This is a genomic window from Maribellus luteus, assembly GCF_003576475.1.
GTDB classification, from domain to species: domain Bacteria; phylum Bacteroidota; class Bacteroidia; order Bacteroidales; family Prolixibacteraceae; genus Draconibacterium; species Draconibacterium luteum.
In genome coordinates this window covers 1-511 of record NZ_QWGR01000314.1, presented here as the reverse complement: position 1 = coordinate 511, position 511 = coordinate 1, and the positions used below count along the sequence as shown (strand labels likewise).

General features: G+C 63.8%; 1 protein-coding gene. It reads right to left on the bottom strand.

Annotated elements, in window-relative coordinates; translation table 11 throughout:
- A partial coding sequence (locus D1614_RS25285; RefSeq protein WP_147384430.1) for a PhzF family phenazine biosynthesis protein occupies positions 1–511 on the bottom strand: 511 nt, incomplete at both ends.

Below are 511 nucleotides of genomic sequence, written 5' to 3'. Positions count from 1 at the left end.
AAGTCGTAGCCATCGCCCTTGCCGGTGATGACCAGGCCCTGCAGTTTCAGGGTGGCGATTCTTGTCAGATCCGGGATGAAGGCGCGGACAGCCGCTTCATCCGGCAGTTCGACGAAGATGTTCTCGAAATTGCGAAAGGCTCTGTGGTCGATATCGGCGAACAGCTCGGCGATCGGCGCAGGCAGGTCCGGCAGTGGTTCCGGAGGAAAGCTGGGCAGATCCATGCGATAGCCGCCGTCGGCGCGGGCAACACGCAGTTCGCCGACGCGTGTCGAGAAGGCCATTTCGCCGATCACCTCGTGATGCGCGGCAAGTACATGCGCGGTCGCCAGCGTGGCGTGCCCACAAAACTCGACCTCATGGACCGGCGTGAACCAGCGCAGGTGGAACCGGTCATCGGGCAGCGGCACGAAGTACGCCGTCTCGGAGAGGTTGTTTTCCGCGGCGATGTCCTGCAGCTGCTGCTCCGGCAACCAATGCTCCAGCGGCACGACCGCGGCCGGATTGCCGC